The organism is Leptospira alexanderi serovar Manhao 3 str. L 60 (genome assembly GCF_000243815.2).
Lineage (GTDB): Bacteria > Spirochaetota > Leptospiria > Leptospirales > Leptospiraceae > Leptospira > Leptospira alexanderi.
The window spans coordinates 20,001-32,500 of record NZ_AHMT02000052.1 but is presented as its reverse complement, the minus strand read 5'-3'; the positions used below and the strand labels follow the sequence as shown (position 1 = coordinate 32,500).

Here is a 12,500-nt window from a genome sequence, read left to right as displayed (position 1 = left end):
GCCCCTATTTTCGGTGTAATCCAATTTCCATTCCAAAGAGTTTCGGACAAAACCCATACGAACGTTCCTGGCCGTATAAAGAGACTGAAGCGTATTTGCGGGCTCATAGCGGTTTCCGTACTCGTATTCGAAAAGTCTGTCGGAATAATTTTCGTATTGAAAGCTTATATTTCGGGTAACGTCCTTTTCCGTATTGTTCATTTTAGAGTTCAAGAGAATCCGACCTTTCCACCAAGGTTCCGTATCGGGTCCGATATTTCGAAGAGGGGCGTTCGGGTTCGTGGAGAAAAGCGGGCCTCGGTCCACTTGGTTGGTAACCGCGACCGTGCCGATTCCGAAGTTGTGAAAACGATCTTCGTAAGCCGAAGTGGTCTGATAGTTTCTATGATTGGCGTATCCGATGTCGATCAGGTAATTTAAAAAAGGACTTTGGTTCCACATCTCCAGATGAAACGCCTGTCCGGTCTTTTCGTAAAAGTCCGCTCGAAACTTATAACCCATAGGAGCCATGGCAAAAGAAGGGATCTTCGACCACTGATACGAAGTCTGCAGAAACAATCCCTGAGTGTTGTTCTTACCCGCTTGAGCGATCCATCCGTTCCCTAAATTGCTGTTATAAAGAAACGGAAGCCAAAGAACCGTCGTACCGCCGACTTGATAACGAACGTTAGTCGCCATAACGGTCTTATCTTCGTAGATATAAAGTCTGTTTACCTTAAAGGAATAATGAGGTTTTTCCGCATTGCAGATCGTAAAATAACCCATCTCGAGCGCATAATGTTTGTCGTCGAGTTTCTTGAGTTTTTCACCGATAAAGTGGGCCGGAGCGAAAGTACCTTTCGTTTTGTAGACGACCCCTTTTTCTAAACGGAAATCGTAGATGAACTTATCCCCTTCTATAATTGCGCGACCGTCTTTATATACAATTCCGCCTTCCGCATAAATCTCCTGTCTTTCACTATCCACCGTAATGGTTTCAGCTTCGAGAGAACCCGAACGAAGTTTCAAACGAACTCTACCTCGAAGAACGAGTACACCCGATTTATTCTTATCTACCTGAAGAAGTTCACCTTCCGATGCGTTTTCGATCGAAATCGGAAGAGCTTTTTTTGTTTGTGGAAGAGAAGACATCGGATCTGCGGAGACTGGAACCGTTTCTTCCAAAGCGGCACGAAGACGTTTTCTTCTGTTAAAAAGAGAACCGTCTCGAGTCAGTCCGAGAGAAAGTAAAAGATCGTCCACTTCCCGATCGGAAAGAGTATCGATAGACTTACCTAAAAGTCTGTTTTTGGCCCTGAGAACGGCGAGTTTTTTATCATCTTTGAAAGAAGAATTTTGATCCGCCGTTTCGCCCGTGATCGAACGCAAGATCTGTTCTTCCGTCTGCGCAAAAATAGGAGTTACAAACAGTAAAAAAAACAGAATCAGAATCAAACGGAGACGCATTCCGAGTCAGATTATTCCCGCAAATTGGATTTTCATCTAATAAACTTAGTGAAAACGAGAACTCCGACCCCCAATAAGATTCTATAAATTCCGAAAACACCGAACGAATGTTTTTGTAGATAACGCAAAAACAAACGAATGACAAGAGCACAAAGAAGAAAAGAAATCAAAAACCCGAAAGCCAAAATTGGAATCGTAGTTTCGTTCAAGATGGAACGATGCTTAATCAATTTATAAATTCCGGCGGCGAAAAGAACCGGCACCGCAAGAAAGAAGGAAAACTCCGCGCTACTCTTCGTATCTTTTCCTAAAAAACGAGCGGTAACGATCGTGGCAGCCGATCTGGAAACTCCGGGAATCAAAGCTGCGCACTGAAAAATTCCGATGAGAATCGCATCCCGAAAACCCACCGGTTTTTTTTCTTCGGCTCCTTGCCTTTTCTGAAAGAACCATTCCGCAACGAGAATGAGAATCCCTCCAAAAATCCAAGCACCCGCCAAAATGTCTAAAAGATCCGATCTTGTTTTGATCGTATCCAAAAATTTCTTCGCAAGAAAACCCAAGACCAAAATAGGAAACGCACCGATCACAATTTGAACAAGAAAGTAAAATCCTTGCGGGTCCGAATTTCGTTTTGTAAGGTATTGGAAGGAAGAAAGTATCTGAGATCCGAATTTTTCCCGATACAAAAACAAAACGGAAAGAATAGCTCCACTCTGAATGAAAATATCAAAGAGGTCGTCGAACTCGAAACTTTCTCCCGAAAAAGGAAAAAAAGAACTGAATAAGAACAGATGCCCTGTGGAGGACACCGGTAGAAATTCCGTAACCGCCTCAATGATACTTCTCAGAAAGGCGTTCAGATAATGATTCAAGGGAACTTACTGCCCGGTCGTTTTTGGGGTTTCCGTTATAGGAGCTGCGGATTCTTTTTTGCTCGTTTCGTCACCGGCTTTTTTCTTTAAGAATGCGTCCAGATCGAACTTATCGTTGTGTTTGATCGAAACTTGTTCTTTGATCCTTTCCAAAACCTTAGGAAGAATTTCCTGTGACTTGTCTTTTTTCAACTTCGCTCTAGCAAAAAGAATACAACGATCGATCGGAAGAGAACTGATTTGCGCTTCTTTGGCGCGGAGTTTTTGGCATTCTTCCATCGCCTCTTCCTCGGAAATCTTAATCCGACTTTCCACAAGATGCATTACATAAAGCTGGGAAACGATCTGCATCTCTTGGAACCTCAGAATCTTTTTGATGTCGTCGCGCTTTGTAAAACCGTCCTTTTCCGCCGCGATAGTCGTGATCATCATGTCCCTATATTGATCGTAAAAATTTTTCTTTTGAAATTGGTAGTTCAGAGCTCTCATCTGCTCGGGAACTTCCGAGATATCCTTAGAGATAAATTCGAGAAGATTTTCTTTCTCGATATTTTGAACCCGGCTCATCGCATCAATGGCAACATTATAAGTATCTTCAAAACTGTTAACAGTGATTTTATTTCCGTCTAAAGTTTCAATCACTGCAGAGTTATCTCCGCAACCCGCAAAAAAAGCGGTAAAAATAGTAATAAAAATGAGAATGCTGTTTTTTTTCATCGGACTTAAGGTTCCTGTTGCAAAGGATAGGATTCGGGGTTAGATCGTCTATAATTTTTTAGAAGGTAGCATTTCAGAAAGAAGGAAGATCAAAGTATCGAGCTTTTCCTTCTCCGATTTTTTTCCAATCTGAAAAATCAGTACATTCGGTTCTCTAGGATTGAGAGTAAGTCCGATTTTAGCCGAAATCAGTTGAATGATTTTTGAATGATCGCCCTTGAAATAGGAACCGGATTTCATTTTAATTTCATCCTTCATTTCGGTTACGAATTCAAAGCCTAGATTAGATGCAAGAGTTCGAATCTTTTCCAAAAGGACAAAAGTTCTCGCATCCTCGGGAGGATCTCCGAAACGCTCCTCCATCTCTCGATAAACTTCGTCTATCTCTTGGAGATCTCTTGCCCCTTCGAACTTCTTGTAGAATTCGATCTTCTGTCTTGTATCCGAAATATAAGTTTCCGGGATAAAGAAGTTCGTATTAAGCGCCACGGAAGTTCTGACTTCCACGGCGACCTCTTCTCCCTTGACTCTTGCGATCGCTTCCTCAAGCATTTGCACATACAAATCGAATCCGACTTCCATGATATCTCCGGATTGTTCCTTTCCGAGTAAATTCCCGGCCCCACGGATTTCAAGATCCCGCATCGCCACTTTAAAACCCGAACCTAATTCCTGATATTCATAGATCGTATTCAGCCTCTTTTCGGCTTGCTCTGTCACGACTCGGTCTTTGGGAAGAAGCAAATACGCAAAAGCCTTTCGATCGCTTCTACCCACCCTACCTCGAATCTGATACAACTGGGAAAGACCGAAAAGATCCGCACGTTTTACGAAAAGAGTGTTCACGTTGGGCATATCGATACCGGATTCTATGATCGTAGTAGTGACTAGAATGTCGTATTTACGATTGTAAAAATCCAAAAGAGTTTCTTCGATTTTGTCTTCGGTCATTTGTCCGTGAAGAATCCCGATGGAAACCTCGGGAACAATTTCGCCTAGATATTTTGTTTCCTGTTCGATCGTCTCGACTCGATTGTAAAGATAAAAAACCTGACCGTCCCTTTGGATTTCGTTTCGGATCGCGTCCGCAATCAAATCCTCATCCTCTTCGAGAACATAGGTTTCAACCGACTGACGATTCTTAGGCGGGGTTGCAATGATGGAAAGTTCCCGAATTCCGGTTAACGCCATGTGGAGAGTTCTCGGAATCGGAGTCGCGGTCAGAGTCAAAACGTCCACGAGATTTTTGAACCTTTTAATCGCTTCCTTATGGTTGACTCCGAATCTTTGTTCTTCGTCTATAATTAAAAGACCCAGATTTTTCGGCTTTAGTTTAGAGGAAAGAATGGCATGTGTGCCGACAACCATATCGATTTTGCCGAGACTAAAATCGGAAAGAATCTCGCGGATTTCTGCGGAAGTTTTAAAACGGGAAACGAGTTCAACTCTCAGAGGATAATTTTGGAATCGATTCTTAAACGTATTATAATGTTGTAAAGCAAGGATCGTAGTCGGCGCAAGCATCATGATCTGACGTCCCGCCATTGCGACCTTAAACGCGGCGCGTATAGCGACCTCCGTTTTACCATAGCCCACATCCCCGCAAACGAGACGATCCATCGGAACAGAAGATTCCAGGTCTTTTTTGACCGCCTCTATCGCTTCGATCTGATCCGGAGTTTCCTCGTATTCGAACTCGGCTTCGAATTCTTCCTGATAGATTGTGTCGGGAGGAAACGCGTAACCTTGAAGTTTGAGTCGATTGGAATACATCTGAACCAAATCTTCCGCAAGGGTTTCGACGGCCTTTTGAACCCTATCCTTTGTCTTTTTCCAAGTACTCTTACCGAGACTATCCAAACGAGGAGATTCGGTACCACCTATATATCTCTGAACCAGAGAAATCTGATCCAAAGGAACAAACAAAGAATCCCCGCCCGCATATTCCAATTTTAGAAAGTCCCTTTCTTTTCCCCCCGCGTTGGTTCTTTCGATTTTTAAAAATCTACCGACCCCGTGTTGGATATGTACCACGGGGTCCCCTTCTTTCAAATCGATGAAACTATGAAGGGCTTTGCTATTCTGCTTTTTAAAGCGGGTTTTACGTTTGTATTCCCTTCCGAAAATGTCGTTTTCAGAGAGAATTAGAATTTTCTGATTTTCAAATATAAAACCGTTTCTGAGTTCCGATAAAACGAGAAACGCATCAGACTTGTGTTTTCCCAGATAAAATGGAATCGGCTCCGTTGCGCCTTCGTTTAACAAAACGATTCCCTCTTTTTCGAAAAGTCCCTGTAGTCTTTTAGTCTGAGCCTCGAAGGAAGAGGTCAAAACGATCTTCCAACCGCCCTCCGTCCGGAGTTCCGAAATTTTCTCACGGACTTCCCGAATCTTACCCTTAAACGTAGGAGCTTCTTTTAAACAGGAAACTAAATCGTTTCCGTTTCGAGGAGGAAGACCGACAAACGAGAGCCCGACCAATTCCGAAAGAACTCGAAGTTCTTCTCCGAAAGACAGGAGTTTGTCGGGAGGAGCACAAAGAATCTCTCGAGAACGTTTTTCAAAAAGAGAAAAGTATTCCCTTTCGAGATGGAGTATTCTTTGATTTACAGAGTTTGGAGAAGGAAAAAGCAAAACGGGAGGCTTTGAAAAATAGGAAAGAATCCCGTGGTTCTCCCTAACCAAAGGAACGAGTTCTTCGTAATAAATTCCATAGTCCGCTTCGGGAATTTCTGGAATATGGAGGGACGAACCGGAAGACTTTAGAAGAATCTGATATTCTTTTTTCTGTTCGTCCGAAAGAATATATTCGTCCACGGGAAGAAGAATGGCCCTATTCAAGTCGACCATGGATCTCTGAGTATCCGGGTCAAAGGTTCGGATCGACTCAATCTCTTCCCCGAAAAGATCAATCCGAACTGGTTCCTGGGAATACGAAGAATAGATGTCTAAAATTCCCCCCTTGAGGCTGAATTCTCCAAAGGTTTCACAAACATCCGTACGTTTATAACCCAGATCGATCAATTGGATGAGAAGACTTTCAAGATCAATCTCCTTTCCTTTTTCCAACGTGATCGCCCTTCCCTGCATCGTTTGTACAGGGGGAAGAGTTTTTAAAAAACCGGCAACGGAAGTAAAAATGAGCGAAGGTTCTCCGTTCAGGATCTTTCCGATCGCCTTGATCCTCTCCCGTTTCATCTCGGCGGGATAACGCAGATATTCGTAAGGAAGAACTTCCTGACCGGGAAGATAGACCAAGTCGGATGCGGCGAGAAAACTCAAAGCCTCCCTGAACAAAAATTCCGCGGCGGTGTTATTTTCGGAAACGACCACGATCGTTCGATTCAATTTTTGAAATAAAGAAGAAGCTAATATGGAATGACTTCCCTCCGTTACGGAATAAACGTTACCCGTAATCGATAAGTCCACGGAAGGATATCGATCGGCATTCGTTTCTCTCTCAGGAACGGTCTTTACCTTCCGAGCTGGGTTCTTTTTCGAAGGGGAAGAAAATTCAAACCGAGCAAACAATCCCTCTCCTATGATTCGAAGAAGATCTTTCATGTAGAAGCCACGCGTAAGGTCCGATTGTCGATCAGACGCACGGACCCGATAAAAACGGCGGCCGCAAGAAGGATGTTCCCCTCTAAGATCTCCAAAGACTCCAGAGTATCCGCATTCAAAACTTCTAAGTAATCCAGACGAATCTTATGCGAAGAATCCAAAACATCCTTCATGATATCCCGAACGACAAGCGGATCTTTTATTCCGGAAAGAATCTGAGTTTCCCCAAGTTTCAAAGCTCTGGAGATCAAAAGAGATTCCTCTTTCTCGTCTTCGCTCAGACGGGAGTTTCTGGAACTGAGGGCCAATCCTTTATCGGAACGGATCGTTTCACAGCCAATAACTTCAATCGGAAACGCGAGAATTTTACAAAACTCTTTGACGAGAAGATATTGTTGATAATCCTTTTTACCAAAGAACGCAAAATCAGGCTGCACGAAGTGAAATAGTCTAGAGATCACAAGAAGCACACCTTCGAAATGGCCCGGCCTGGAAACCGCGCAAAGATTTCTCATTAAATGAGGAATTTGTAATACGACAACCGGAATTCCCTCTGGATACATCGTTTCCTTTTCGGGCAAAAAAACAAGATCCACTTTACCGGATTCGCAGATTTTCAGATCCCCATCCGTATTGATCGGATACTTCGCATAATCTTCGGGATCGTTGAACTGAGCTGGATTCACGAAAATCGAAACTACGGTTTTATCTGTCTTGGACAGGCATTCGTCGAACAAACTTGCGTGACCTTCGTGAAGACAACCCATCGTGGGAACAAAACCCACCTTTTTACCCTCCGCCTTCCACCTACGGACCCGAACGGAAACCTCTTCTGGAGTTCTACAAATAATCATAATATTCAAATACAATTAAATTCTAATTTTTACCGAGGTTCCGTGTTCTTCGTCGAGACCTTCGAATTCGGAAAGGACCTTGACGTGAGGATAAAGATCCCCGAGTGATTCCTTTGAAACTTCCTGCCATGTGACTTTTTTTAAGAATGTGGAAACTCCGAGAGAAGAATAAATTCTCGCGGCACCCGCGGTAGGAAGGATATGATTGGTCCCGCTGATATAATCCCCCATGGCAACGGGAGAATAGTTTCCTAAAAAGACCGAACCGGCGTGACGGATCTTTTTCAGGTCTTCCCTAAAGTTCCTCGTCTGGATTTCCAAATGTTCGGGCGCGAATAAATTCGAAAATGCAAAACATTCTTCTAAATTAGGAAAAACGAATATTCTTCCGTGGTCTTCGATGGATTTCCGTTTCATCTCACCTCGTTTAGGCCTTACCAGAAGAGCCTTCTCTACTTCCGCACGGACCTTTTCAGCAAAGGACAAGGAATCCGTACAGAGGATCGCAACCGAATCCTCCCCATGTTCGGCTTGGGATAAAAGATCCGACGCCACCCAAATAGGATTTGCGGAATCATCCGCTACGACTAAAACCTCGCTCGGACCGGCGGGGCTGTCGATACCGATCACACCTTGACCGCTCAAAAAAACTTTTGCGGCGGTCACGAATTTGCTTCCGGGACCGATTACAAATTCGGAGGCGGGAATAGTTTCAGTTCCATAAGAAACCGCCGCAATTCCTTGCGCGCCTCCTGCAAGAATAACACGATCCGCACCAGCAATCTTTGCGGCCGCTACGAGACCATCCGGCAAAAAACCTTGTTGCGGAGGAGTAACGATTTGAATATTTTTCACTCCCGCAAGTTTAGCAGGAATTACACCCATCAAAATTGTGGAAGGATATAACGCCTTTCCACCAGGGGCATAAACAGAAACCGATTCCACGGGAGTATGGCGGATTCCGAGGCGATTTCCGTGAACTATAATTTCTTTATCTTCTGGAATTTGAATCTGATGGAAGGCTTTGATATTCTCCGCCGCTTTTTTTAGGGCCCCCTCCAATATCGAATCAATCTTAGGATTCAATTGGGAAAGGTCTAAAACGAAAGAATCCGGAACGACACCGTCGAACTTACGGGTGTATTCCCGAAGAGCCTCGTCCCCTCGATTTTTCACGTCTTCAATGATCGGTTTTACGAGGTTCAAAGTAGAACTCAAATCCTCTCTGGCACGTTCTAAAATCGGGTCCAAAACCGACCGATTTTTCAAATCGACTTGTAGAATCTGTATTGCCATCCAAAAACCAGGATTTTCGAAAGAACTGTTCCTGCATCTGAAATTTACCCAAAAAACAATTGCCCAGGAGGAGAATTCATCCAATTTACACCTTGCCTATGAAACTCATCTCTCTCAACTGTAACGGAATCAGATCCTCTTTCGAAAAAGGACTTGGCGATTATATTCGGGATAGAAAACCGGACTTTATCTGTTTTCAGGAAACAAAGGCGACGCAGGAACAGGTTTCTCCTTCTCTTTGGGAAGAAAGTGGATATACTCCCGTGTTCCACAGCGCGGAAAAGAAAGGATACAGCGGAGTCGCCATTCTTTATAAAAAACCTCCTCAGAAAATTACGATCGGGCTTGGAGATCCGTTCTTCGATAAAGAAGGAAGAAGTATCTATTTGGAATATTCGAATTTTGCACTTTGGAACTCTTATTTTCCTTCTGGAACAACGGGAGACGTACGCCAGGCCGCAAAGATGAAGTTTTTGGACCTCTTTCAGAAAGAGGCCATCAAAAGAAGAAAAAAGCAACCCAACATCATACTCTGCGGAGATATAAACATCGCGCATACTCCTCAGGATATCCACGACCCAAAAGGGAATGCGAAAAGTAGCGGATTTTTACCAGAAGAAAGAGAATGGTTGAGCGGATTTTTAGACCAGGGTTGGGTGGATACCTTTCGTTATCTTTATCCGGAAAAGCAGGAATATTCCTGGTGGACATTTCGAGCAGGAGCCAGAGCTAAAAACAAAGGATGGAGAATAGACTACTTCTTTGTAACGGAAGAATTGAAAAAGAATGTAAAAAGCCAATCGATTTATAGAGACAAACCGCTTTCCGACCACGCTCCATTGGAATTTGAAATCAAACTATAGACGTTCAAAATCGAATCTCATCTTAAGATCTCAAAAATTGTAGTAGTTCTTACATTTTGAGGTTTTAAGATGAGTTCGCTCTCTCTTCAGGTTTTGGACCTTAACTTTTGACATCAATTTACAGAAAATCGGGACAAACATTCAATCAAGAAAGTGCATTTACCTACTCAGAGACGCATGGAAATGGTACCAAAAATTAACGGACGGTTTTTACAAAGATATAGAAGCGCTCACAAAATTGCGACGAATCCAGAATTGTTGGCTTTTTTGAAGAAGATCTAACATTCTAAATTTTGAAACAAACTTATTACAGTATTCTTTTCATGCGTCTGAGTAGTAAAAGCAGTTCCTAGTCGATCGGTATATCACCGACAAGCTAAAACTTGTGAATTCGACTGATCAAACCGCCTTTTTTGAAAATTCTAAAAGCTTCCAGTTTTTGAGATCCACCGGAAATTTAGGTAGGAATTTTTTAACCAACCCGATCGCATCGGATTCAAACAGGAGCACATTATCCGTCATTCTCTCCAAGGATTTGGAACGAACAATTTTCTTTTCGGTGATCGTTCCGTGGAGCAAAATCGGATCTTTCCAAAACGGAATACGGACTTCCAAAGTTGCAGACTCACCGACAGAATCCGAATTAAAACGACCGAGATTGAGACTCATGGACGTGCCTTCCCAACCACCGATTTCTGCAGAATAATTTCCAGTCTTACTGTGAACTTCCAAAGGAATACGAACGGATTCCTTGACAGAATCTTTAAAATCTTCGATCATTTTTTCAAACATGCGCACCTCCTTCTTCTAAAGAGAAAAGAAGATTATTCAATGTATTCTTCCTATGTTTTGTTGTGCAGTGCAACAACAAAACAATTTCCTCTTTTTTTAGGTTTAACAACTCAACACTTCTAATCAAAATCCCAAATTCTTCGTTTTTTCATCTTATCGGCGATTTTCGCATTTTTCCAGGAAATTTAAAACCCAAAGTAAATTTCAATGATTTTAATCCCTTTTCTCTATTTATTCGTTCCATTTTGGATAAAAGAGAACCTGCTTTTTCTGGTCCGTCGACCGCGAATAGGAGCGAACGCCTGAGTTATCGAGCAGTTCTTCTTTACAATAACGTTCGACTTCATCAGCATCGAGGAATTGCGATTCGAAAATCTTTGCCCGGTGCGGCCGTTCGCAAATTTCTTTTAGAACATAAACCTTCTGGGAGGATCCTTCTCCTTTCCGTCGGAAAAGCGGCGGAAGAAATGGCCCAAGCGGCGTATGAAGTCTTACAATCTCAGATTTTCGAAGGAATCATTCTCACCAAGTACGGACACAGTTCCGGAAAAAAATTTCCACCTTTGGAAATCTTGGAAGTGGGCCATCCCATCCCCGATGCGAACAGCATTTTAGGCGGAACGAAAATCTTAGAACTCTGCTCTCACTTACAACCGGAAGATATCGCCCTGGTTCTTCTTTCGGGAGGAGGCTCCACCTTGATGGAAGTTCCGGCTCCCGGGGCTTGGATCTGGAGGATTTAATCGTATGGAATTCGAAGCTCCTCGCAAGCGGCGCCAACATTCAGGACATCAATACGATCCGAATTCTTTTATCTTCGATCAAAGGAGGGGGCCTACTTTCAAAAATTCTTCCTTCAAAATCAATCACTTTAATCCTTTCGGACGTACTCGGAAATGATCTTTCCAAAGTGGCCTCGGGACCCACAATCCATTCCACAATCGAAAGAAAATCCATTTTCAGAATATTCAAACAATATAATTTATCTATTGAACCCAAGATTAAAGCCGTCTTACGGAAAAAAACAAAACTCGACCCTGATCTCTTTGGAGTTACTTTCGCGTCGAAATTCGTTCTTAACAAATTTTGAATTCAGCCGATATCTACCCCTGAATTGTTTTTGAAACCGACGGCCATTTCGAAAAAATATTTCAATCGCTCTGAGGATAAAATCGAAGACAGTTTCTTCCTTCCTCTTTAGCTAAATAGAGCGCTTTATCTGCTCTTTCAATCAGTTCGGTGATGGAATTTTCGGGGCTCGGACTTAAAGTAGCCATCCCGATACTGACCGTTACAATCGAATTCGTTTTCGAAGCCAAATGTGGAATCGCCATCTTTTCCACGTTTTCCAAAATATTCCGACTTACGATGACCGCATTCGATTCGTTTGTCTCCGGAAGAATGACCGCAAATTCCTCTCCTCCGTATCTTGCGGCCACGTCCCCCGCCCTTCTAGCGCAGTCTCTAATTGCACGTGCCACTTGTTTCAAACATTGATCTCCACCTTGATGTCCGTAGGTATCGTTATAAAGTTTAAAATGATCAATGTCCAACATGATGAGAGCAATACCGGCGCCGGTTCTCCAACATCGTTTCCATTCCGTCGTCAAAATCTCGTCGAAGTATCGCCGATTATAAAGTCCCGTAAGGGAATCCGTCCTCGAAATCGCGACGAGATAGGAGTTCACTTCTTGAAGCTGATCGGTGAGTTTTTCCAACTCTTTTTCCCTTTCTTTTCTTCGAGTCATTTCCTCGAAAAGTCGAAGGGCGGAACGAACCCGCGCCAAAAGTTCGGTCGCATCGAACGGTTTTATAACGTAATCAATCGCACCCGAATCAAATGCTTTCTGCAAGACATTCGATTCTTTCAATGCGGTAATCATGATAACCGGAATATCCTTTAATTCCTTTTTTTCGCGGATCAATTCGAGAATTTCAAATCCAGTAACTCCGGGGAGAAGAATGTCCAAAAGAATCAAAGAACATTCTTTTTGAGGAGGGGCCTGACTTTTTAAATTCAACCAATTGATGACTTCCTCCGGAGATTGGCTCGTATACGTATTCTTGTATCCCGACTTCCTCAAGATACCTTG

At 43.0% G+C, this 12,500-nt stretch carries 9 protein-coding genes and 1 pseudogene (2 of these 10 cut by a window edge); 2 read left to right on the top strand and 8 right to left on the bottom strand.

Annotated features, from left to right (window positions below; translation table 11 throughout):
- The 6 genes in view from LEP1GSC062_RS16255 to hisD are tightly spaced (at most 48 nt apart) and all read right to left on the bottom strand, a layout consistent with a single transcriptional unit that may run on beyond the window.
- Positions 1-1,446 carry the 5' end (the start) of an LPS-assembly protein LptD gene (locus LEP1GSC062_RS16255; RefSeq protein ID WP_039942413.1) on the bottom strand. 1,533 nt of this gene lie to the left of the window's left edge, so only the first 1,446 of its 2,979 coding nucleotides appear in the window; it begins with the start codon at positions 1,444-1,446; its stop codon lies off the left edge, out of view.
- A gap of 32 nt (positions 1,447-1,478) precedes the next feature.
- Positions 1,479-2,321, bottom strand: a complete 843-nt coding sequence (locus LEP1GSC062_RS16250; protein ID WP_039942412.1) for an undecaprenyl-diphosphate phosphatase — start codon at positions 2,319-2,321, stop codon at positions 1,479-1,481.
- A gap of 6 nt (positions 2,322-2,327) precedes the next feature.
- Positions 2,328-3,038 (bottom strand): lipoprotein LipL31, encoded by a 711-nt coding sequence (locus LEP1GSC062_RS16245; RefSeq protein WP_020984996.1) that lies wholly within the window; start codon positions 3,036-3,038, stop codon positions 2,328-2,330.
- A 48-nt stretch (positions 3,039-3,086) separates the two neighbouring features.
- The gene (gene mfd, locus LEP1GSC062_RS16240) at positions 3,087-6,602 is read right to left on the bottom strand and encodes a transcription-repair coupling factor (RefSeq protein ID WP_010578870.1); all 3,516 of its coding nucleotides are present in this window, start codon (positions 6,600-6,602) and stop codon (positions 3,087-3,089) included.
- On the bottom strand, positions 6,599-7,456 hold the full coding sequence (gene panC / locus LEP1GSC062_RS16235) for a pantoate--beta-alanine ligase (RefSeq protein WP_039942511.1): 858 nt from the start codon (positions 7,454-7,456) through the stop codon (positions 6,599-6,601). The genes mfd and panC overlap by 4 nt, the downstream gene beginning before the upstream one ends.
- A gap of 15 nt (positions 7,457-7,471) precedes the next feature.
- A complete protein-coding gene (gene hisD / locus LEP1GSC062_RS16230; RefSeq protein WP_020984826.1) occupies positions 7,472-8,752 on the bottom strand; it encodes a histidinol dehydrogenase in 1,281 nt (426 codons plus the stop codon).
- A gap of 98 nt (positions 8,753-8,850) precedes the next feature.
- Between hisD and LEP1GSC062_RS16225 the strand changes: the two genes are divergently transcribed.
- A complete protein-coding gene (locus tag LEP1GSC062_RS16225; protein WP_020984944.1) occupies positions 8,851-9,615 on the top strand; it encodes an exodeoxyribonuclease III in 765 nt (254 codons plus the stop codon).
- A 399-nt stretch (positions 9,616-10,014) separates the two neighbouring features.
- Here LEP1GSC062_RS16225 and LEP1GSC062_RS16220 read toward each other — a convergent pair whose 3' ends face one another.
- A complete protein-coding gene (locus LEP1GSC062_RS16220) occupies positions 10,015-10,407 on the bottom strand; it encodes a hypothetical protein (RefSeq protein ID WP_010578866.1) in 393 nt (130 codons plus the stop codon).
- 356 nt (positions 10,408-10,763) lie between these two features.
- On the opposite strand from LEP1GSC062_RS16220, the pseudogene LEP1GSC062_RS16215 reads away from it, so the two are divergent.
- Positions 10,764-11,437 (top strand): annotated as a pseudogene (locus tag LEP1GSC062_RS16215) (DUF4147 domain-containing protein); the annotation flags it as partial.
- 121 nt (positions 11,438-11,558) lie between these two features.
- On the opposite strand, the gene LEP1GSC062_RS16210 reads toward LEP1GSC062_RS16215, so the two are convergent.
- Positions 11,559-12,500: the 3' portion of a GGDEF domain-containing response regulator gene (locus tag LEP1GSC062_RS16210; RefSeq protein WP_010578865.1), read on the bottom strand. The gene runs 51 nt beyond the window's last position; the window shows 942 of its 993 coding nt (coding positions 52-993); its start codon lies beyond the right edge, outside the window; the stop codon is at positions 11,559-11,561.